Source organism: Robertmurraya sp. FSL R5-0851 (assembly GCF_038002965.1).
GTDB lineage: Bacteria > Bacillota > Bacilli > Bacillales > Cytobacillaceae > Robertmurraya_A > Robertmurraya_A beringensis.
The window spans coordinates 587428-608427 of sequence record NZ_JBBOOE010000001.1 but is presented as its reverse complement, the minus strand read 5'-3'; the positions used below and the strand labels follow the sequence as shown (position 1 = coordinate 608427).

18 protein-coding genes and 2 pseudogenes are annotated in these 21000 nt (G+C 36.4%); 8 read left to right on the top strand and 12 right to left on the bottom strand.

The annotated features are described in order from the left end of the window. Window positions 1–184 precede the first annotated feature (184 nt). Window positions 185–463, top strand: coding sequence for a glycine zipper family protein (locus MKX65_RS03165; protein ID WP_340902278.1), 279 nt, complete (start codon window positions 185–187; stop codon window positions 461–463). 907 nt (window positions 464–1370) lie between these two features. Here MKX65_RS03165 and MKX65_RS03160 read toward each other — a convergent pair. The 4 genes from MKX65_RS03160 to MKX65_RS03145 form a co-directional block, all read right to left on the bottom strand. Beyond that, window positions 1371–2135, bottom strand: a complete 765-nt coding sequence (locus MKX65_RS03160) for a DeoR/GlpR family DNA-binding transcription regulator (protein ID WP_340902277.1) — start codon at window positions 2133–2135, stop codon at window positions 1371–1373. Window positions 2136–2279: 144 nt separating this feature from the next. Next, complete coding sequence (rhaA, locus tag MKX65_RS03155) at window positions 2280–3533, bottom strand: L-rhamnose isomerase (RefSeq protein WP_160547296.1); 1254 nt, start codon at window positions 3531–3533, stop codon at window positions 2280–2282. An 18-nt stretch (window positions 3534–3551) separates the two neighbouring features. After that, window positions 3552–4838, bottom strand: coding sequence for a rhamnulokinase (locus tag MKX65_RS03150; protein WP_340902269.1), 1287 nt, complete (start codon window positions 4836–4838; stop codon window positions 3552–3554). A 769-nt stretch (window positions 4839–5607) separates the two neighbouring features. Next, complete coding sequence (locus MKX65_RS03145) at window positions 5608–6741, bottom strand: IS110 family transposase (protein ID WP_160549954.1); 1134 nt, start codon at window positions 6739–6741, stop codon at window positions 5608–5610. Between the two features lie 376 nt (window positions 6742–7117). Here MKX65_RS03145 and MKX65_RS03140 point away from each other — a divergent pair, with 376 nt between their 5' ends. After that, on the top strand, window positions 7118–7732 hold the full coding sequence (locus tag MKX65_RS03140) for a hypothetical protein (RefSeq protein ID WP_340902268.1): 615 nt from the start codon (window positions 7118–7120) through the stop codon (window positions 7730–7732). Here the strand turns inward: MKX65_RS03140 and MKX65_RS03135 are convergent. After that, a complete protein-coding gene (locus MKX65_RS03135) occupies window positions 7662–7907 on the bottom strand; it encodes a Ger(x)C family spore germination C-terminal domain-containing protein (protein ID WP_340906146.1) in 246 nt (81 codons plus the stop codon). The genes MKX65_RS03140 and MKX65_RS03135 overlap by 71 nt on opposite strands. Before the next feature lie 4 nt (window positions 7908–7911). On the opposite strand from MKX65_RS03135, the gene MKX65_RS03130 reads away from it, so the two are divergent. Further along, on the top strand, window positions 7912–8112 hold the full coding sequence (locus tag MKX65_RS03130; protein ID WP_340906378.1) for a hypothetical protein: 201 nt from the start codon (window positions 7912–7914) through the stop codon (window positions 8110–8112). 513 nt (window positions 8113–8625) lie between these two features. Here the strand turns inward: MKX65_RS03130 and MKX65_RS03125 are convergent. The 3 genes from MKX65_RS03125 to MKX65_RS03115 form a co-directional block, all read right to left on the bottom strand. Next, entirely contained in the window at window positions 8626–9174 is a 549-nt protein-coding gene (locus tag MKX65_RS03125; RefSeq protein WP_340902267.1) for a cupin domain-containing protein, read from the bottom strand. Between the two features lie 204 nt (window positions 9175–9378). Then, window positions 9379–9483: a topoisomerase C-terminal repeat-containing protein gene (locus MKX65_RS03120; RefSeq protein ID WP_340906145.1), complete on the bottom strand. Its 105-nt coding sequence runs from the start codon at window positions 9481–9483 to the stop codon at window positions 9379–9381. A 324-nt stretch (window positions 9484–9807) separates the two neighbouring features. After that, window positions 9808–10383 carry a recombinase family protein gene (locus MKX65_RS03115; protein ID WP_340902266.1) on the bottom strand — a complete coding sequence of 192 codons (576 nt, stop codon included), beginning with the start codon at window positions 10381–10383 and terminating at the stop codon, window positions 9808–9810. Window positions 10384–10760: 377 nt separating this feature from the next. Between MKX65_RS03115 and MKX65_RS03110 the strand changes: the two genes are divergently transcribed. Then, on the top strand, window positions 10761–11192 hold the full coding sequence (locus MKX65_RS03110) for a hypothetical protein (RefSeq protein ID WP_083686585.1): 432 nt from the start codon (window positions 10761–10763) through the stop codon (window positions 11190–11192). A gap of 174 nt (window positions 11193–11366) precedes the next feature. On the opposite strand, the gene MKX65_RS03105 is transcribed toward MKX65_RS03110, so the two are convergent. From MKX65_RS03105 to MKX65_RS03095, 3 genes are read right to left on the bottom strand one after another with little or no spacing between them, the layout of a single operon-like run. Next, window positions 11367–12179: an AAA family ATPase gene (locus MKX65_RS03105; protein ID WP_076513869.1), complete on the bottom strand. Its 813-nt coding sequence runs from the start codon at window positions 12177–12179 to the stop codon at window positions 11367–11369. Continuing rightward, window positions 12172–13620 carry a Mu transposase C-terminal domain-containing protein gene (locus tag MKX65_RS03100; RefSeq protein WP_076513870.1) on the bottom strand — a complete coding sequence of 483 codons (1449 nt, stop codon included), beginning with the start codon at window positions 13618–13620 and terminating at the stop codon, window positions 12172–12174. The genes MKX65_RS03105 and MKX65_RS03100 overlap by 8 nt, the downstream gene beginning before the upstream one ends. Window positions 13621–13639: 19 nt before the next feature. Next, window positions 13640–14194 carry a recombinase family protein gene (locus MKX65_RS03095; protein WP_076513872.1) on the bottom strand — a complete coding sequence of 185 codons (555 nt, stop codon included), beginning with the start codon at window positions 14192–14194 and terminating at the stop codon, window positions 13640–13642. A gap of 410 nt (window positions 14195–14604) precedes the next feature. Here MKX65_RS03095 and MKX65_RS27010 point away from each other — a divergent pair, with 410 nt between their 5' ends. From MKX65_RS27010 to MKX65_RS03085, 4 genes and pseudogenes are all read left to right on the top strand, one after another. After that, a complete protein-coding gene (locus MKX65_RS27010) occupies window positions 14605–15246 on the top strand; it encodes an ABC transporter permease (protein ID WP_445677901.1) in 642 nt (213 codons plus the stop codon). A 122-nt stretch (window positions 15247–15368) separates the two neighbouring features. Next, window positions 15369–16484, top strand: coding sequence for an IS4 family transposase (locus MKX65_RS03090; protein WP_160549960.1), 1116 nt, complete (start codon window positions 15369–15371; stop codon window positions 16482–16484). Between the two features lie 142 nt (window positions 16485–16626). Beyond that, a pseudogene (locus MKX65_RS27005) lies at window positions 16627–17223 on the top strand (ABC transporter permease); the annotation flags it as partial. A 304-nt stretch (window positions 17224–17527) separates the two neighbouring features. After that, window positions 17528–20336 (top strand): annotated as a pseudogene (locus MKX65_RS03085) (Tn3 family transposase). Between the two features lie 265 nt (window positions 20337–20601). Here the strand turns inward: MKX65_RS03085 and MKX65_RS03080 are convergent. After that, a complete protein-coding gene (locus tag MKX65_RS03080) occupies window positions 20602–20949 on the bottom strand; it encodes a spore coat protein (protein WP_174752363.1) in 348 nt (115 codons plus the stop codon). Window positions 20950–21000 lie beyond the last annotated feature (51 nt).

Genomic DNA, 21000 nt, shown 5'->3' with positions numbered 1-21000 from the left:
TATGCCTGAATTGTGGAGAAGTATTTTCTATTAAAATTAAAAATCCATCAAACTTATTAAAGTAAAAATTCAATTAATAAAACTAGAAATCCACCCCTAAACATGGAGAGTAAAACTCTTTCGGCTGGGTAGTATATGGTTAGGATGGTGTGCCTACATAATTAATCAATAAGGAAGTGAGTAGATGAATCAGAGTAACGAGCGCAATAACTTCGGTGATGAAAATGTAGAAGAAGTGGACAACAATCAAAATCCCAGTGACTCAAGTGAAACAACAGGAACACTGAATGGAGCCGTTGCCGGTGCGATGATCGGCGCTCCATTTGGCCTAGTTGGTGCTGTGATAGGCGGTGTTTCAGGCGGTGCGATTGGTAACCAGATGGTTGAGGGAACGGAAGCAGATGACCAGTCAGATTTTGAAAGTCGTGATGGGAACAATCTTAATGACTCATTAAAGGAGTAGCCCTTTTGATAGAATTGGTTAATCCGAATTCTTGGGGAGATTTGGACAGGACTTGAACGAAAGCTCTCTTTGGAGTTCGAATCCAAAGGTTATTCGGACAGACCTAACAAGAAATTACCTTTGGGAGTCTAAATCCTAAGGGAATTCGGACAGGACTTGACTCGAATTCGCTCCTAGCTGTCCGAATCCTAAGGGAATTCGGACAAACCTAACAAGAAAACTGTCTTTGGTTGTCCAAATCCTAAGGGAATTCGGACAGGACTTGAACGAAAGTGCTCTTTGGAGTTCGAATCCAGAGGTTATTCAGACAGACCTAACAAGAAACTGTCTTTGGTTGTCCAAATCCTGAGGGAATTCCGACAGAACTTGACTCGAAATCGCTCCTAGGTGTCCGAATCCAATGGGAATTCGGACAAACCTAACAAGAAATTACCTTTGGGAGTCTAAATCCAGTGGGAATTTGGACCGACACGCTAGTATGAAATTGTGTTTCCCTTCAAAACAAACTTGAATATCCCTTGTTTAAAAGAAAAACAGCGTAAGACCATTCTCACGCTGTTTTTTTGTGTAATTATATACCTGCTAACTCAACACTACAGGAGCAGCAATTTCTTAAACATGTCAATCACTTCAATCACCTCATCAGCACATTGCTCATCTTTATTTCCTCCTTCAATAATTTGTTCACTTCTTTACATAGGAGTTTTTAACAATACGAAAAGGTTTTCATGATACCTTTCCGTTTGATCTCTTAAATAATTATCTTACTCCCCTGTTCTAATATAACCAACACAAATGCAGATATGCATTTGTGTTTATATTTGATCTTTAACATTTTAGACACAAAGGCATTTTGTTTGATTCTGTTAATAATTAAAAAACAGACCTAACTTGGTCTGTTTCCATCTTAAATATCCACAAATAGTAATTTAACTTCCTTTTCCTCAAGCCTTTCTCTTGTCCGATCATCCATGTTTGAATCCGTAATAATGCAATGCACGGCTGATAAGGAGTTTATCTGTGAGAACGCTCTTTTTCCAAACTTGCTTGAATCCGCCATTAAGATTACTTTATCGGCAATCTGGATCATATCCTTTTTTAATAACGCTTGCAATTCATTCGTATCACTAAGTCCACCATCTGGATGAATCGCCTTACATGAAAAGAACATTTTATTCACATGGTACATCTTCAAGGAACGTTCTGCTAGAGGGCCTACATACGAAAGAGAAATCGACATCAGGTTTCCACCCGTTGAGATGACTCGGATTTGTTCCTTTTTACTAAGCTCTAAGGCTACTTTGATCGAGTTTGTTAATACCGTTAACGGCATGTCTGGAAGCTCTTTCGCCATATACCAAGCGGTTGTGCTCGCATCAAGAACGATCTGGTCCCCCGGTTCCACCATTTTCACCGCTTCTAATGCGATGGCACGCTTCTCAGCCGCCCTTGTAATTTCTCTTTCCACATAAGAAACTTCATTGTCTTCCTTTTCAATACTCACGGCACCGCCATGACTTCTTTCGAGCAAGCCATCTTTTTCTAATTTTTCAAGATCTCTCCGAATGGTTTCTTCCGTCACTGAAAAAATTTTGCTCAGTTCGGACACTCGAATACTTAAACGTTCATTGACTAGATCAACAATTTTCCTCTGCCTTTCAGCTACTAGCACTGACGTACACCCTTCCCCTATTGAACGTTGATTTATATTTGTTTATTTTTATTTTTATGTTAATTTCATGTTAAATTATAGCATATTCTTTGAAAAACAAAAAGATAGTAGACCCTATAAAGGAAGATCTACTTATCTTTTTTGTTATCTTTTTGATAATACTTCTTTTTCGTAGGCTTTTACTTCTTCTAACCAAGCCTCTTTTACAGGCACACCCATTTGTTCACAATAGTAATCCCAAATCGCTCCGAACGGATAGGTTTTGAATTCTTCCATTAATGCTAGTCTTTCGGTAAAATTGCCTTCTTCTTGAAGTTGTTTTAATTTTTCGTTTGGCACAAGCATCGCGTATAACAATGCCTTCACCATGTTTCTTGTACCGATTGTCCAAGCCGCTACACGGTTGATACTGGCATCAAAGAAATCAAGACCGATGATGACTCGATTCAGTGCATCGTTACGTACCACTTCAAGGGCTATTTCTTTTAGTTCATCATCTAAAATTACCACATGGTCACTATCCCAGCGTACCGGTCTTGATACATGAAGAGCTACCTTATCACTATATAAAAGCATTGAAGAAATTTTGTTTGATACCGTTTCTGTTGGATGATAGTGTCCTGTATCTAGTAAGCAGATTTTATCGTTCTTTAATGCATAGCCTAAATAGAATTCGTGAGAACCAACCACATACGATTCAGAACCAATTCCAAATACTTTGCTTTCTACCGCATCCAGATTGTATGACTCATCAACAGGAACAGCGAAAATTTTATCTAAAGAATCTTTTAAACGTTGTCTTGGAGTCAGTCGATCACTTGGGATATCCTTATAGCCATCTGGAATCCAAATGTTTGTTAATGCTGGTGTTCCGAGTTCTTTTCCGAAATACTCTCCGATTTTTCTACTTCCAATACAGTGATTAATCCAAAACTCACGAATCTCTTCATCTGGATGTGAAAGCGTTAATCCATCTGATGCTTTTGGATGGGAGAAAAGGGTTGGATTATAATCTAGCCCTAATCCTTGTTCCTTCGCCCAAGCTACCCAATTTTCAAAATGCTTCGGCTCTAGCTGATCACGTTCCACTACTTCCCCGTTGGTTTCTGCGTAGATCGCATGAAGATTCACACGGTGCTTACCTGGAATAAGAGAAAGTGCTTTTTCTAAGTCGCTACGCAATTGCTCAGGTGTCGTTGCCTTTCCAGGGTAGTTTCCAGTTACATCAATTCCACCAGAAAGTTCGCTAGGATTCACTTCAAAACCTGCTACATCATCGCCTTGCCAGCAGTGGATAGAAATAGGTACTGATTTTAGTTTTTGTAATACGTCTTCTACATCGATTCCCCATTTTGAGTATGCTTGCTTTGCTAATTCAAAGTTTTCCTTAATCGTCATGATATTCTTCCTCTCCGATTATGAGTTGGCTACTGATTTAATAGGTTCGTATTTTTTTACTTCAAAAGATTGTTTGATGACAGAACGTGCTTCCTCTAGATCCGTAATTTCACCTAATGCCATCAATTGAGCTACGATATTCCCAATAGCTGTGGCTTCAATCGGACCAGCGAGCACTTCTTTGTTTGTCACATCCGCCACAAGCTGATTCAGCATTTCATTTTGACAGCCACCACCGATAACATTGATCTTGTCAAATGACTTCTCAAAGATGCTTTCAATTTCTCCGATGGTTTCTTTATAGCTAGCGGCTAAACTATCATACACACATTTCGCCACTTCCCCAGGTGTACTTGGAACACTTTGTCCCGTCTCGATGCAATAATTCATGATTTCTTGGATCATGTTGTCCGGCTTTAAGAATCGATCATCGTTGACGTTAACGATTGCACGGAAGTCTCCCGCCTCTTCCGCTAGTTCTACCAGTCTAGCGAACGAGTACTCGTGATTGTAATTTCGCTTAACCTCTTGAATCATCCAAAGCCCCATAATATTTTTCAAGAAACGGAAGCGATAAACCGCCGATCCGGTATCATGTGTGGCAGGGAGAATCACGTTCATATCAAAGCCAAGCTCCGTTACTAGCTCTTCCTTCAAGTTCCCTAGAATCGTCTTTGGCATCTGTATTTCATGGAACATGTCCTTATTTATGCCTAATATATCTAGCAGCTCGTAATCCCATTTTTTCGTAAATGCATTGACTAGCTGTGTGGATGTTGCGTTTGTATATTCGTTCGATTTTTTCCCTGTTAGTAAAAAGTTCAAATAATCCGGAATCATTAAAAAGGATTTTGCTTTTGCTAAGATGTCAGGATGATTTTTTTTCAAGGAATATAACTGATAAATCGTGTTGAACTTTTGAAATTGGATGCCTGTTTCTAGGTAAAGGCGTTCCTTGGAGATGAGCTCGAATACCTCTTCCATCATGCCATCGGTTCGTGGATCACGGTAGGATACGGCCTCCGTTAGCGGCTGGTCATTTTCATCTAGTAAGACAAAATCTACCGCCCATGTGTCAATCCCGATGCTATCTGGTTGGATACCAAGTTCACGGCACTTTTTTAATCCTGTTTTGATTTCATCAAACAGTCGATCAAGCTCCCAGCAAAAATGATTGCCTTTTTGTACGATTTGATTCTCAAATCGATATAATTCGCTTAACTGTAATTGTCCATTTTCTCTATGGCCTAACATTAATCTTCCACTTGAAGCACCAATATCAACAGCAATACTGTACTTGTTCATCCTCAACGCTCCTTTAGGTGTAATCGCTTACGATACTACTATCATACTAGATTCAGAGAAATATCCTATAACGGGATTTATTTAATTTATTGACCTTATTTGCAAAAAGAAAAGCGGAGGCATCTTGGTCAGGGGGGTCTGGGAAAAGACGAATCGCGCAGGAAGTCCTGCCTTCTGGAGCGAGTTGGCTTATGACCTCGAGGGTCAAGGAGGCGGAGCTGGACAACGAAAAGCGAAAGGGCCCGTTTAGCGACGTATGGACTCCTCGAAAAAGTTTTATGACGCGAGCGTTTCTGTTTTTATAGCTCTCGCGTCATAAAACTCTTCTTAACACAGATGCTTCTATTTTTCTCGGCTTTCATGTCATAAACCTCTTCTTATGACACAGATGCTTCTATTTTTCTCGGCTTTCATGTCATAAACCTCTTCTTATGACGCGTAAGCTTCTATTTTTCCCGGCTTTCACGTCATAAGCTCATGCTTTCCCTTTGTGGAAATGTTGGACAGAGAAAAGCAGGGGCGACATGTCATAATGCTCTCTCTCCTGATGGTAGGCCTCCTTCAGGAGAGAGTTTATTAAAAGTCCTGCTAGAGCTAGAGTTTTTTAAGGGCTATATTTATTTTCTTTTTCTGTGAAAATAAATATGGGTTTAAACAAGATCAGTTGTGTTAATGATATTATTAATGCAATTTTTGCAATAGGAAAGCAGAGGTACCTAAATTTATGGTATCTCGAATATCTTTTTTAACTTTTGTCTATACTGCTAATTTATGTTGACTCATGGTAGGGTTCTTTGTTCTTTAGCATGTGATAGATGATTGTAAGCATTCGATGTCCAATGGCAACGAGTGCTTTTTTCTTTCCTCTTCTTGCAGCTAGTGACCAATATTTAGCGGATAACCTGGTGTTTTTACTTCGTGATGCTGCCCACGCAGCTTCGCAAAGTGCTGACTTAATATGAGGGTTTCCTTTCACCGTCCGTGTGCTTTTTCTTTTCCCTGCACTTTCATGATTTCCTGGTGATAGTCCTGCCCAGGAAGCAATATGTTTGGAAGTAGGAAATTGTTCCATATTTACTCCGATTTCTGCAATTATTGTAGCTGCTGTATCTTTTTTAATACCTGTCATCGTGACAATGATATCCACTTCTTCTTTGTAGTCTTTTAAGATTTCATCTATCCTTTTTTCAATATCTGATATTAACTCTTCTAGATAGACAATGTGCATCCAAGATTGTTTGATAAGAAATAATTGGTGGTCATTTATCGTACCAAACAAGGAGTCCGTAATTGACTGTTTTTTATGAGCCATTCGACCATGAATTCTTTGTTCAACGTCTTTTTGATCTAAGTAACCATTAGACATTAGTTGTTCTAAAAGTTTCCTGCCGGAAACTCCAAATACATCTGAAATTACTGTACTTAATTTGATATTTGAAGTCTCAAGTACCTTTTGGATTCGATTCTTTTCAGATGTCATATGACCAATCCATTTCTTGCGGAGACGAGTTAGATCCCTTAGATTTCTTATGTCCTCTGGAGGAACAAAGCTCTTCTCTATTAATCCATGTCTTAATAATTTGGCAATCCATTCTGCATCTGACACATCTGTCTTTCTACCGGGAACGTTTTTGATTCTTTGTGCGTTTGCCAAGGTAATATCAAAAAAATCTTCTAAGATGTTATAAACAGGTTTCCAGTAAACGCCAGTGCTTTCCATCGCAATATGAGTTACCTGTTTTTCTTCTAACCACTTTAGAAGCCGAAACAAGTCTTTAGTCATAGTAGGAAATGTTTCAGTTTCTTTTACCAGGTCTGCCTCTGATTCACCCATTAGGACACAGGCTACAATAGTCTCTGAGTGAACATCCAAGCCAGCACACCGTTTGTACAATGTTTCCATTTGTTCAACCTTCCAGAATTATATTCCACAAACAGTGGAATGAATTTGAAATTAAGCATTTTTCTGTTCGTAGTCATCTCTCATAGGAGAGAGCTAACAATGGGTTGTGCACCAAATTCATTCCAACAGTTTTTTGTACAGGGTAAGACCACCAATAAGAGCCACGTCATATACTCACTGTTTGTGGTATCTACATTATGGAGTGGGGAACCAATTTTCATTCCTGGGTTAAGAGCGAAAGATCATGATTGTTTTTTGAAGTTAATTCTGTAGAACTTCTTAAAAACTATCTATTAAAAACGAAAGAATTATAGTACTATTACATCAGTAATATTATCCTAGTTTTGATGAATATTTTAGATAAAGGAATGGATTTATGATGGATACTTTGAAGAGTATTGGTCATTTTTTAAATTCTGCCAAAATATTAGTGTGGGTATTATTTGGATTAATCTCCTTAATTGGAAGTATTGATAAACTATTTCCAAATGTTTTTCCTGAAGGTATAAAAGCTTTAAAAAGTTTTAAACAATCCACCACCGACAATCGTTTTCTTTTATTACTTATTTCATTTTTAGAGTTCCTAATTTATTCTATTTGGAAAATATCAAGTGCTCTGTTTAAAATTACAATTGCTACGATTCAATTAATAATTGTGTTTTTAAAGAAGACTCTAACTCCCATAATTATTAATGCGAATAAAAAACTAGAAACGGCAACTGAAAAAATCGATAAAGTTTCCCAAAAAATGGAAGAAACAACTACAAAAATGGAAGAGGATAGTACAGATAGTCCTAAGAGGGGTTCCGTCAGGAAAATGCGGATTTACAACGTTAAACTATTTTTTTGGAAACAAAAACCTTGCTTCCCCAACGCTAAGCAGAAGAAGCAAGGTGAGTTAATAATTTCACTTGCCAGAATCACGAGGTGGATTCACCATGTTCATGTAATTTATATCTTCCAGGGTAAACAATATTCACCTCAACCTTAACATGGCGCAGGGAATCTTGGTTTAAAACGAGTTGCCGTTTTCCTGTGGCAATGCTCTTCCATTGATGTGGATGTTTGCGATACAAAGATTCGCCCAAATTGTAAATATCTATACCCTCTTTAAAAGCAGTTTGATACGTTTTGCGGATTTGCTCCTCTATTTTTTCCCGAGCCATTTGTGTGAGTTCCTTCAAAGTTAGTATCCCCTTTCCATCCGTATGGGGGATTGATGCTTCTATTGCGGGGAGATCCATTATTAGAGGTATACTTACCATTGATTCCATTGTAGACAACAAAGTAGTAGGTACAGTTAATTTTCGTGGTATACCTATTCCGATTAATGGGTATTGGGACGAAAGCGCTAATGGTTATAGAAGGTGAGATACAGAACACCTTCAATCCCCCGAAAGAAGGGGGTGGTAATGATGGAGAATGTGATAGTTCTTCTCTCTTCGATAGTTAACCTTACCTATCGCAATAATAAATTTGACGACAGTATTGTTAGTAAAGAAGAGTAGAGAAAAAGAACCCTCATCCAACAGCCAAGAAGAATGAGAGTTCTGAATCACAGCAATGGGTTAGGGGATATACTCCCCTTTCCCATCCATCATTATTATATTCATATAATAACTTATATAAACAAAATGGACAAGATTGGAGGTATCTTTCATGTTAAACATATCTTTTTTCATTTCCATTCTTACAGTGATCATTTCGATAATTACCCTATTTATTATTAGAAAAATAAAAAAGGAAAGTTAAACGGTAGCGATTAGTCGCTATCTTTTTTTGTACTTTCACCTAAAAAAACTACAAAACTATGCTGAGCTATTCTTTGCCAGATCTCGAGATAGGGTCCCTTGACCCACTTTGTCCATCATTAGAGTCGACAGCTTAGTGTTCGTGTTCAGCTTCCATCGCATCTGCTTTTGTTTTATGGACGGTTCCGAATGGATGATTTGGTGGTGCATAGATTGAATAAAGTTTTAATGGGATATTTCCTGTATTTGTTAGGTTGTGCCAATACCCTGCTGGAACAAAAATGGCTGAGTCGTCAGTAATTTGTCTTACAAAGTCTAACTGATTTCTGTTTTTCCCCATTTGAACAATTCCATCGCCTTGTTCAACACGTAGGAATTGGTCCACATCAGGATGTATTTCTAAACCGATATCTTCCCCAGGTTGCAAACTCATTAATGTTAGCTGTAGGTAAGTTCCTGTCCAAATCGCAGTGCGAAAATTATTGTTTTGCTTTGTAGCTTCATTGATATTGATTACAAATGGCTGCTTACCTTGATCAGTGAACTGGCGTACTTCCCTTTCCATATGTGGGTAATGGTATCCCCAATAGTAGTAAGGCATAGGAACATGCGTGTAATATGGGTGGTGGTGATGATGATGGTGATAATAATGATATGGGTATCCATATGTTACATAATTCATTTTACTCAATCCCTCCTCAAATTGCTAAAATATCCTATGCAAGAGAGATAATGAGTGGAACCCAAATTTTTAGGTGCTGATTCATCTTTCAGTTGGGGCAACGAACCTAGTCCCTGTGTCCCGGTTATTTCTTGGTGAACAGGGTGATGAGGAAAAACACTATGAAACTTACAAGTAACGCAACGCCTCCACCGATGTAGAAAATTAATGTGACACCTTCAGGTAGTGGAATTTGAAACTAACCTTATCATTATTGACAGTTAAAATTGCTTCAAATCCCTTTCCTGCCTTGCTTTTAAAACCTTTGATTTTACTTGTTTTCCTTTAAAAAGGTCAGTCTGTTTGATGATAATGCAGCAAGTGGGATTGGTTTATAAACTATAAACCGATCGAAGTAAGATGGTATATACTTTGTGAAGCAATAGAGGGAAATTTACTTTCCAGTCCATCCATGACAGCAAAATGGGAAAGTTATCTAAAGAAAATTCTAATGTTTTACCACCTGCTGCTGCCTTTTCAGTCTCAAGTATGCTCTTGGGACAGCAATTGTTTTAATTAGACCATGACTTTATAAAAACAACCTTCGTTTGTGATTCACAATCCCCGGAAATTTTTAATATAAGTAATGAATGCTTATTTTTTTCCTTCCGATAGCTTTCTATATAAAGAAGCTCTAGATACATTTGTAATTTCACAAATTTGATTTACAGTCATATTTCCTTCTTTATATAGCTTTACTGCATAATTCATTCCTGCGTGATTTTTATGATATTTCTTTAACCGTCCTTTAAACTTCCCTTCTTTCTTTGCGAGCTCAATTCCTTCACGCTGACGCATACGAATAAGGTCTCGCTCTAATTGGTTAACACCAGCCATTACCGTAATTAAGAATTGGCTATATGGATTATCTTCTGATAAATCTAGCCATGTATCCTTAAATGATTTTAAGCTTGCCTTATTATTTCGTATTAAATCAATCAATTCAAATAAATCTTGCGTACTTCGAGTGATCCGAGTTAAATCTGTAACATAAATAATGTCACCTTCCTGTAAATCCTCTAACATTTTTTGAAGTTGTTCACGATCTTTTGTGGCTCCTGAAATTTTTTCTTCATAAATAATATCCATTCCAATTTCGTTCAATTGCCGAAATTGCCTTGAAGGATTTTGGCTAGTCGAACTGACGCGTACATAACCGATTTTCTGCAAAATTTCACCTCGTTTTTGAGATAAGTCTTATGAGACACTCTTAACTATGATTGTCACTTTTGGAGTTATTTTGCACTCATTTTAAGTGCTATTTTGCACTATATATAAATATAAAAAGGTCCGATTTCCCAGCATTAAAATTGGGAAATCGGACCTTTTTGTTACTTCACAAACGCGCCCTTTTCTTGAATAAACAAAAAGCTCCTATTAGCTGGTATTTTGGAAGATTATTTACGTTTTCTTATTGAAGAAGCAACCCTATATAGTGAAAGAAGTATCCTTTCACCTGTTCCTATTTCTATCTGAATAACTTGGAATTATTTTCATAGTGAGTAGAAATTAAATGTTGCTTTATAATGAAAAATGGAAAGGTGTGAGTGCATATTAAAATCTTTATTGTTGTTCTTATTATAATACTTTTAGTTGTAGGTACTATCTATATGTTTAACAAAAAGGAAAATATAATCAAGGATGAAGCACCATTAGCAGCTGGAATGAATTTTGACCTTGAAGAGATACAACCCTTTTTAAATAGATTATCATCTTCGGTATTGGATTCAGGTTTTACTGCTGAGGAAATCACTACTATTGAAGCTCAAATAGAAAAAATGAATAAGGATAACGAAATAAAAGAGATTGGTACCTTTGATGTTATTTATAAAGGAGATAAATCTGAGATACGTATTGAAGCTGAAATTCATATTGAGGATGACTCCAGAGAAGTTGTTTTACTTATGTATACTAGTCCAGAATTAATTGAAATCATAGATGAAGAAATGATGAAGCACGCAGAGGAGATAGGTGCGTAAGCAAAAAGAGATGTTGTAATGAACATCTCTTTCTTTCACTTCCTGCGTCGTTACATTAAGTTGAAACCTTCACAATCTTCCCTAAACTTTTAACATATATATCCAATTTTCTTTAAGGATGTTGCTCAATTAAATGGCCCGATTGCGGAACAACCGGAAGCTGGCTTTTTATATTTACTTGACCCCGATTACCAAGCTATCCCGTGCGGCTTCAACAACTTCTGTTGTTATTGTTTCAAGCTTATTAATTTCAAGTATTCTTTCAATCTGAGTGAACAGTCTCTGTATGAGCCTGAAGTTCCCGCCGGTAATTTTTATTATACTGGTTATTGCTTCATAATCGGAAAAGTCTTCAAGTTTTATTGAAAGTCCTAACTCTCCCCATTTATATTCCAAGATATGATGGGTTTCATCTTTACTAAGTTTATCAAATTCATGAGCGAATCCAATTCTAGAGTAAAGTTGGGGGTACCGAGCTAGTCGTTTTTCAATGCCGGGCATCCCAATTAGTATCATTGCTATATCATTCCTATCATAAATATCCCTAAGTTGTTCTAAATTTTGCATTTTTAAACGGTCAATTTCATCAACAATAATCAAGTCAATGTCTTCATAATCATTAGTGGAATACTTTTCTTCTTCTCCCAAAGTGATTACTTTGTACATAGTTCTTGCCATATTCATTCTACCCTGAATAAGATTAATCTGTTCAGTCATTTTGGTCGCTCGCACTGCTGGGGCTGTATAAAAGATTGTTTTGGCTTCAAGTATTTCTTCATTTGCGTCTACGCCAATTTCTTTTGCGGTTTTATAAGCTATTTGTTTTTCGATGGAATCCCAATTTGAATAATACCTTGAGGACAATGTTTTTCCAACACCGGGTAATCCATAACAAATGCCTATGTACTTGTATTTTATACAAGCGTCACAGAACTCGGCAAACCTTTTATATTCTTTTGTTTCAATAAACTTTTGTGTTTTATTCATTGAAATACCTCTTAAGTTTTGACTTTTTGGAATTAGATTTATTAGGCTTTTCCTCCAAATCCTTTTGCTTAGACAAGGCAATTTCTTCTGCAACAGTTTTTCCAGAATCAAGTTGTTTCTTTAGATTCTTCCTTATTTTACTTCGTGCTGAAACAATATCCTTTAAATCTACTGTATAATCGGAGATTTCAGGAGCAATAGCCGTACATAAGTATTTATCTTGATAGAACACTCGAATCTCTGCAATATCCCTTGGATCGTAACGAATAATGACTGATTCACCAACGTATGCAGCAAGGTTTGTATCAATATATCTTAGTCCCTGGAAGTGAATCCCATCAGAATGCACCTTCCTTGGTTTTGCTACGTTTAACAATAATAAATCAAGACTTTCTAAACTTTCGGGCATATTGGGGAGGAATCCGGAATTATTCCATGCATGTATAGGCTCTTTTTTTGTTGTGCCATGAATCCTATGGTGATAGTTACTTATAATGAAATTTTGTAATCTTTCATCTAGTTCTTTAATGGTAAGAAGTGAAGTGCTAGTCTGATTTCCCAAATAACCGGGTAAATCTTGTAGAAATAATTGATTAATGGTTAAAAAAAATCTCTCTATTTTCCCACGCCCTCTTGGAACACCGACTGCAGAAAAGACTAGATTAATTTTTAAATCAATTGCTACTTGTTCCATATGGTTGGATGTAAAATCGCTTCCATGATCTGTATAAAATTTCTCTGGGATACCGCATATTTGCCAATCAGGATTACTTTTTCTCCATATTGCTTGGTGTAATACCAAAGATGTATGTATAGCAGAGGGGTTTTCAAAAGATAAGTAATACCCAGCGACTGCTCGGCTATAATCATCTAAAATGATTGTTAGCCAAGGTCTTTCTGGTTTTCCTTTTTCATTTAAAACTATAATGTCTAAAGGGGTATGGTCAGCTTGCCAAATTTCGTTGGGGTAGTTTGCTTCTCTTCGATGAATTAAATCATATTGATTGTTGTATGCTTTTTGACCGTCATGCGCTAACTTCTTTAAGCTTGGCGAAAGGGACTGTGATATCTTATATACTTGATAATAACTTGGTTCTTGCCAGCCTTTTTTCTGACATTGCTCACAGATCATTCGATGAATTGACGTTAATGAATTCCTTTTGTTCTTCAATATCAATTGTTCAACTAACACGACAATTTCTGGCTCCAAATGTATTTTGCCATCGTCGCTTCTTGTTTTTCGAATTAAACCTTTTAAGCCCAATTGTTTATAGTCCCGAATCCAGTATTGTAGCGTTCTTTTTGCAATGCCGGTTTCCTCTGTAATGACAGTTAATGTTTTTTCATTGATAAGATAGGGTGAGATAATTTTATACTTTTCTACTGCTGCTTGCCGTTGTTCTTCCGAATAAGCTGTTAATGGAAGCTGTTCATTTTGCATAGGCATCAACCTTTCCGATTTATTGTCGTTCCAAATAGCGATAAATCGTTGTGCGAGACACACCCCACTTTTCCGCAACATCTTTAATCGGGGTGCCACTTTCAATTAAAGCCTTCATCATTTCAATATCTTTAGCTCCATACTTTTCAGGGCGTCCACCTAGACGCCCGCGTGCTTTGGCAGCTGCTCGTCCCGCAGCAGAGCGCTCTTCGATCAAATTACGTTCAAATTCTGCAAATGCTGCGAACAAATGAAACATTAATTGCCCCGTAGCATTGCTTTTGTCCATTGTTATGTTTTCTTGCAGACTATGAAAGCCAATCTCCCGTTCATTTAAGCTGTTCACAATTTGAATCAAATCTTGCATGTTGCGTCCTAGTCGATCCAATCGCCAAACGACAATTGTATCCCCTTTACGTGCATACTTAAGAACTTCTTCTAAACCGGGGCGTTGTCTTTTTGTTCCACTCATTTTATCGTGAAAAATTTTTGTACAACCATGTTGCGTTAAAGCATCTGATTGTAAATCCAAATTTTGTAATCCTGTTGACACACGTGCATATCCAATTAACACCAAAATCACTCTTTCTTCATTTTTCCTTTGATTTCATTGTAACATAAGATACTAAATATAAGGTTAATGAACATAGATTGATGGACGGAGTTTTGTTACATTACAAACAGTAAAAAACGCCCCTTATGAATTAAAAAGGAGCGTGTTCAGAAAAGGACGAGTTTTGTAACATGTATCTAGCTTGTAAAATATTAACATGTTATCATTTTGATTAAAGGGCGCTTTTTAATTTTGTTCTGCAATCTGGGCCTTAAAGGAATAACATTTCTAAATTAAAATGGATATTTATGTTAATTTTTGTGTAAGTTGTGAAACAATGTACTCAAACTTACCGGTGCAATTGTACAACAAGAAAAATTAGCTAATTGAATTATACATATAGTGCCATTAGGATATTATTCAATGAAAGTATGGGTGTATTAATGGATATAAAAACATTATGGGGGTTAAGGGTTCAGGAATTTTATAGAAAGATGTTCAGATACTATTCAATAATTGGTGCGAATGTTGTTTATTTTTTTCTGATTATTAGTAGTATCTTTATTTATTATTTTAATTTATTTCTTCAGTGGATACCTCCTCAAATATCTGTTGAAGTAATCTTATCACTATTTGTAACCTTCATTTTAATGCAGACAAAAGTTCGTACATTTATTAAAAGGGCAGATATAGTCTTTTTGTTGCCATTAGAATGGAAATTAAAGTCGTATTTTATTAAATCACTTGTATATAGTTTTGTTATTGATTTTATTAAATCGCTTAGTTTGATTACCATTTTATTATCCCTATTTTTACACAAAACTAATATAAGTCTTCCAGTCTTCTTTTTAATAGTGGGGATTGTTTCTTATAACATTTTAATGAAGTGGACTGAACAATGGTTAAAGAACCATGTACAATTTGTGTTACATAGGTTAAATAGGTTTTTTTCAATATATTTAATGTGTTACTTTTTGTTTAAAAATGACTGGGTTTTTGAGCTTGTTTTAATGAGTATAAATTTCGTCTATTTAATTTATTTTATAGGAAAAAAAACACTAGTGTTGCACTAATTTAATTTCAATATTAAAAAGACTCAAAATCTTCACTAATTTTATTTTGTGCAAAGAAAAAGTCCTTTATAATGGATAAGTCAGGTGGTAACCCGTCCAAATCCACTAAAAAGGACACACGCATGGACAAGATTACACGAAAAACTTCATTTGGGCAATGGTTTTCAGCCATGAATCTTCAATTAATTGAAGATCAGGTGAAAATCAAGAAATTAGACTATTATACAAAAAAGTTAAGGACAGAGTCCTTCCTGAAACTGCTGCTCTTTGCGCAGCTAGTTGAAGTCGAGAGCCTGCACGCTCTTGGTGATTGTCTTTTTGACGAACAGCTTCAAAAGGGAATTGAACTAGATTCGATCAGTATTTCTCAGTTATCTCGACGGTTAAACAGCTTAAATCCAGATCTGTTTCAACTTCTTTTCCTCGATTTAGTGGGGCGGATTCACGCCAAAACCCACTATACAAAACTGGTTATGCCTTTGAAAATCATTGATTCGAGTACATTGCCACTTAATTTGACGAATCATCGGTGGGCAAAATTTCGGAAAACTAAAGCAGGCGTAAAGTTACATCTTCGTCTTGTCTTCATGGAAAAGGGATCTTCCTATCCGGAAAAAGCCGTCATCACCAAAGCCAGTGAACATGACCGAGGTCAGTTGGAGGTTCTGGTCGATGACAAAGAATGCATGTATGTGTTTGACAGAGGATATCTGGACTACGAGCGCTTTGACCGTATGACGGATGATGGATACTTTTTTCTCTCTAGACTACGCAAAAACGCTGTGATCCGAGAAGTCAGTGATTTTCCATTACCTGATGATTCATCTGTTTTGTCTGATCAAATGGTGTTGCTCGGAAGCACACAAAACCGTACAGAGAATTACTTCCGTCTTCTAAAAGTGGCTGATTCAAAAGGGAATCTGCTTCACCTCATCACAAACCGTTTTGATTTGAGCGCAGAAGAAATTTCAGAGATGTACAAGGCCCGCTGGGCCATTGAACTTTTTTTCAAATGGATCAAGCAGCACTTAAACATCAAAAAGTTCTACGGCCAAAGCGAGTGGGCGATACAGAATCAGGTGTTCATCGCGTTAATCGTCTATTGTCTCAATGTTCTCGCGCAGATCGAGACGGACAGCAAGAGGAAAATTCTGCAGATTAGCCGATATTTAAAGGCAGCATTGTGGAAGCCGGCTACGATCTGGATTCGAAAAATAGAAGGAAAGGCTGTTCCTTAATCAGCCAAACTGTCGGTGTCACCTCAGTCTAATTGTAAAATAATTTCCAAATGGATAGAGCCACCTTTGTATGGGTATTTCCTTTTTTGGCTCCAAATAAGGAAAATAATTAAACTGAAAATTTAAATATTATTCATGCAACACTAGTGGAAAAAAAAGAAATCTGAATTGGCAGTGGCTAATAGTTGAAGAAGAAAGTGCCTTATTAAGAAACTTTAAATTTATTAATATTTTCATGGATGTTCCTAATCTTAAACGTTCTTTTCGGAATAGACGTTTGCTCACTATGATTCTGAAAAGGTGTATCCCATATAGTCAAAGTAGCACATTCGTATATTTATACTCACACTTGTTTGTAAGATATAATGATTACTTTTACCTTTATTTAAGACTAACTTTAATTGGCATATTTGTTAATTATGCTATACCAACAAGTGGTTGGATTTTTAATCTCCTAATTTTATTTATGACTGGATATCAAGTAATTCCTTTACAACATGAAATTAAACAAAGTGTATTACTTTACCCTATTTCTAAAACCCAGATAAATGATTCTTTCTTAAAGTTTGTCTTGGTTGTATTATATGCACAATTATTTATTCTATATTTCGCTATGTTCATTTATACTTCTACTGCTAAAATATACTATCTTGTAATTGGAAGTTTATTTGTTTATGTATTCGTGTATTTCTTTGTATCAAAGAGAGTCAATGTCTCAGGAAGTGCCTTAAAAGAATAGCGTGGTGTTCAACTAACAAGGGCTTTAGCAAAATAACTGAGGAACTATTTTGCAACTTTGAAGTTCTTCAATTTTCCGTAATCGGGTGCGTTTGTAAAGTAACAAAAAAGGTCTGATTTCCCAATTTTAATGCTGGGAAATCGGACCTTTTTATATATATATATAGTGCAAAATAGCACTTAAAATGAGTGCGAAATAACTCCAAAAGTGACACAGTCTACTATACTTGTACCAATAGAGTACACTCTATTGATATATAATTGAACTAATTAACTGAATAATTATGGAAATGGGATGATACTGAATGAAAATTGCGAGAGGTAGAGAATTGCTTACACTGGAACAGAGGCAGGATTTTATGCAAATCCCTGAAGATGAATGGATATTGGGGACCTACTTCACTTTTTCCAAACGGGATTTAGAAATAGTTAATAAGCGAAGGAGAGAAGAAAACCGTTTAGGGTTTGCTGTTCAATTAGCTGTTCTTCGGTATCCCGGTTGGCCATACACTCATATCAAAAGCATCCCGGAATCAGTCATACATTATATATCGAAACAAATCGGTGCCACTCCATCTTCGATTAGTCTTTATCCTCAAAGAGAAAATACACTTTGGGATCATTTGAAAGAACTTCGAAGTGAATACGACTTTGTAACTTTTACTCTAAGAGAATATCGAATAGCATTTAAGCATCTTCATCAATTAGCTTTTGAAAATGGCGATGCCATACATCTACTACATGAATGTATAGATTTTCTAAGAAAAAACAAAATCATACTGCCTGCTATTACTACACTTGAAAGAATGGTGTGGGAGGCAAGGGCAATGGCTGAAAAGAAACTGTTTAATACTGTTAGTCAATCTCTTACAAATGAACAAAAAGGAAATCTTGAAGAGATCATTACTTCGCAGCATCCATCCGAATCCAATAAAACGATATTGGGTTGGTTAAAGGAACCACCGGGTCATCCTTCACCCGAAACATTTCTAAAAGTAATAGAACGACTCGAATACATACGAGGAATGGAATTAGAAACGGTACAAATTAGTCATTTGCATCGCAATCGCCTGTTACAACTATCTCGCTTAGGCTCAAGAGGAAATTCAGAAACAAAACGGTAAAAAGCTGAATGAGAAAGTTATACACTTTACGAACATCGGACAAGCTTTAATCAAAGCAAAAAAGGAAAAATTAGACGTTTTTGAGGTTTTAGAATCCGTTATCGAATGGAATTCTTTTGTCTCTTCGGTCGAAGAAGCTCAGGAGCTTGCACGCCCTGCCGACTATGATTATTTAGACTTACTGCAAAAACGATTTTATTCACTTAGAAAATATACGCCAACGCTATTAAGGGTATTGGAATTTCATTCTACAAAAGCAAATGAGCCACTTTTACAAGCTGTTGAGATTATCCGTGGAATGAACGAATCCGGAAAGCGAAAAGTGCCTGATGACTCACCTGTGGATTTTATTTCAAAACGTTGGAAAAAGCATTTATACGAGGATGATGGTACAACAATCAATCGTCATTACTATGAAATGGCTGTTTTAACAGAACTTCGGGAGCATGTTAGGGCAGGAGATGTTTCCATTGTTGGCAGCAGACAATATAGAGACTTTGAAGAATATTTGTTTTCAGAAGATACATGGAATCAAACGAAGGAGAATACAAGATTATCAGTTAGTTTATCATTCGAGGATTATATGACGGAGAGAACCAGCAGCCTTAACAAAAGGTTAAAGTGGTTAGCTACCAATTCCAACAAGTTAGACGGGGTTTCTCTTGAAAAAGGAAAGCTGTCAATTGCACGCTTAGAAAAAGATGTTCCAGAAGAAGCAAAAAAATTTAGTGCAAGCCTGTATCAGATGCTACCAAGAATAAAATTAACCGATTTACTGATGGATATTGCTTATATAACAGGATTTCATGAGCAATTTATTCATGCTTCCAATAATCGAAAACCGGATAAAGAAGAAACAATTATTATTATGGCTGCTCTTTTAGGAATGGGAATGAATATTGGTTTAAGCAAAATGGCTGAAGCAACACCCGGACTTACATATAAGCAATTGGCCAATGTATCACAATGGCGCATGTATGAAGATGCAATGAATAAAGCCCAAGCCGTATTAGTAAATTTTCATCACAAATTGCAATTGTCCTCCTATTGGGGAGACGGTACAACATCCTCGTCCGATGGTATGAGAATGCAGATAGGTGTTTCATCGCTACATGCAGATGCAAACCCACATTATGGAACTGGAAAAGGAGCCACCATCTATCGTTTTACAAGTGATCAATTTTCTTCTTATTACACAAAGATTATTCATACTAATTCAAGGGATGCGATTCATGTTTTGGATGGTTTGTTACACCATGAGACGGATCTAAATATAGTAGAGCATTATACAGACACGGCTGGTTACACAGACCAAATATTCGGACTGACCCATTTATTAGGATTTAAATTTGCTCCAAGAATACGAGATTTATCAGACTCGAAATTATTTACAATAGATAAGGCAAGTGAGTATCCAAAATTAGAAGTCATTTTACGTGGACAAATAAATACAAAGGTCATTAAAGAGAATTATGAGGATGTTTTGCGATTAGCTCATTCTATAAGGGAAGGAACAGTTTCAGCATCCCTTATTATGGGGAAATTAGGTTCTTATTCAAGACAAAACAGCTTGGCTACAGCCTTACGTGAGATGGGCCGAATAGAAAAAACGATCTTTATTTTGAATTATATTTCGGATGAATCATTAAGAAGAAAAATACAAAAAGGATTGAATAAAGGAGAAGCCATGAATGGACTGGCAAGAGCTATTTTCTTCGGAAAACAAGGCGAGCTTAGGGAACGAACCATACAGCATCAATTGCAAAGGGCCAGTGCCTTAAACATAATTATCAATGCCATCAGTATCTGGAATACTTTACATCTAACAAAGGCAGTTGAATATCAAAAACGGTCAGGTAGTTTTAATGAAGAATTATTGCACCATATGTCACCTCTAGGTTGGGAACATATTAATTTACTTGGAGAATACCATTTTAATTCGGAGAAAATGGTCTCGTTAGATTCTTTAAGACCCTTGAAACTTTCTTAACGTTGTTAAAACTGGGGGAATCGTCTTGAAAATGGGCTTAGCGTTGTAAATCCGCATTTTCCTGACGCTACCCCTAATAACAAGAAAATTGAAAGAAAAACCGTTGATAAAAGTTTCATCCACTTAAGATTCATCTTACCGCCGCCCTTTCGATTGTAGTAAATTCTAAATTATTTTCTAGGTTGGTTAACAACTAACCAACCTTTTGTCTCGCATAACTATTGTTGTTTTACCTTGAGTTTATTCTTCTTGAACACGTGTTCTTTTATTGTATTACATTACCTCTATATGGATCTTGACTTTGCATGTAGTTAGAAAATTGCTGAACCGATTGTTGAATAGTTTGTGGAGTTTCTTTTTCCAAACCGTACCATCCGTTTTTAAACATTAAGTTATATAGATTGCGGTGACAGTCTTCTGTTTCTTGGGAAACAGACGCTATTGTACGATACAACGATTCATGGCTAGCTTCTTTTAATGCAGTCGAGTATGAGGAAGATATATATTTTTCCGTAGTTAAGGCATCGTTTAGAAAATCTCTATCGTTCATTTGCGGCGTCTTAGGGACTGGTGTTTCAGGATTTTTAATCCTGTTTGGAGTATTATTTTCCACTATAGTTTCCTCCCTCTATAAATGTTGATTTAGCAACAGTTTAACCCGTTG

Coding starts and splice junctions, on each gene's coding strand:
- rhaA (WP_160547296.1), bottom strand. CDS start 3,533: ATGACGATTAAGGAAAACTTTGAATTAGCAAAGCAAGCATACTCAAAA.
- MKX65_RS03100 (WP_076513870.1), bottom strand. CDS start 13,620: ATGCAAAATGAACAGCTTCCATTAACAGCTTATTCGGAAGAACAACGG.
- MKX65_RS03140 (WP_340902268.1), top strand. CDS start 7,118: ATGATGGATACTTTGAAGAGTATTGGTCATTTTTTAAATTCTGCCAAA.
- MKX65_RS03090 (WP_160549960.1), top strand. CDS start 15,369: ATGGACAAGATTACACGAAAAACTTCATTTGGGCAATGGTTTTCAGCC.
- MKX65_RS03135 (WP_340906146.1), bottom strand. CDS start 7,907: ATGGCTCGGGAAAAAATAGAGGAGCAAATCCGCAAAACGTATCAAACT.
- MKX65_RS03150 (WP_340902269.1), bottom strand. CDS start 4,838: ATGAACAAGTACAGTATTGCTGTTGATATTGGTGCTTCAAGTGGAAGA.
- MKX65_RS27010 (WP_445677901.1), top strand. CDS start 14,605: ATGGGTGTATTAATGGATATAAAAACATTATGGGGGTTAAGGGTTCAG.
- MKX65_RS03105 (WP_076513869.1), bottom strand. CDS start 12,179: ATGAATAAAACACAAAAGTTTATTGAAACAAAAGAATATAAAAGGTTT.
- MKX65_RS03125 (WP_340902267.1), bottom strand. CDS start 9,174: ATGAATTATGTAACATATGGATACCCATATCATTATTATCACCATCAT.
- MKX65_RS03165 (WP_340902278.1), top strand. CDS start 185: ATGAATCAGAGTAACGAGCGCAATAACTTCGGTGATGAAAATGTAGAA.
- MKX65_RS03145 (WP_160549954.1), bottom strand. CDS start 6,741: ATGGAAACATTGTACAAACGGTGTGCTGGCTTGGATGTTCACTCAGAG.